We start from the raw sequence: 757 nt of genomic DNA, 5'->3' as shown, positions 1-757 counted from the left end.
AGCCGCTCATGCAGGAGCTTGAGGCCATCAAGGCCGCGGTGCAGCCGCAGGAGATTCTGTTTGTTGCCGACGCCATGACCGGTCAGGACGCCGTGACCGTGGCGGAAAGTTTTAACGAACGGCTGGGCATCACCGGCGTGGTGCTGACCAAGATGGACGGCGATGCGCGCGGTGGCGCGGCCCTTTCCATCCGTGCGGTGACGGGCGCGCCTGTCAAATTTGTGGGTATGGGCGAAAAACTGTCGGAGATGGAGGTTTTCCACCCCGACCGTATCGCCGGGCGTATTCTGGGCATGGGCGACGTGCTTACTCTGGTGGAGAAGGCACAGGGCGCCATCAATGCCGAAGAAGCCGAAGAGCTGGCCCGCAAGATGAAAAAGGCCAGCTTTGACCTTGAAGATTTTCGTACCCAGATGCGCCGCATCAAAAAGCTTGGCTCGCTGGAAAGCATCCTCAAGATGATTCCCGGTCTGGGCGGTCTGCGCGAAAAGCTGGCGGAAGCCAGCGGAGCCATGCCCGAAAAGGAAATGGCGCGCACCGAGGCCATCATCAACTCGATGACCATGGCCGAGCGGCGTAATCCCGACCTTCTCAATGGCAGCCGCAGGGCGCGCATTGCCAAGGGCGCGGGCGTAACCGTGGCCCAGGTCAACCAGCTTGTGCGCCAGTTTGAGCAGATGCGCCAGATGATGAAGGGCATGATGGGCGGCAAGGGCGCAAAAATGCCCTCCATGCCGCGTATGCGCGGCATGCCCCC

Annotated in this window: 1 pseudogene; it reads left to right on the top strand. The window is 61.6% G+C overall.

The window, feature by feature from the left end:
- Positions 1-757 (top strand): annotated as a pseudogene (locus tag V6C16_RS14620) (signal recognition particle protein); the annotation flags it as partial.

Origin of the sequence: Desulfovibrio sp. 1188_IL3213, from assembly GCF_036763145.1 — a bacterium.
GTDB lineage: Bacteria > Desulfobacterota > Desulfovibrionia > Desulfovibrionales > Desulfovibrionaceae > Desulfovibrio.
Note: the sequence above shows the minus strand (reverse complement) of the source record. Positions and strands in the feature narration are given on the sequence as shown.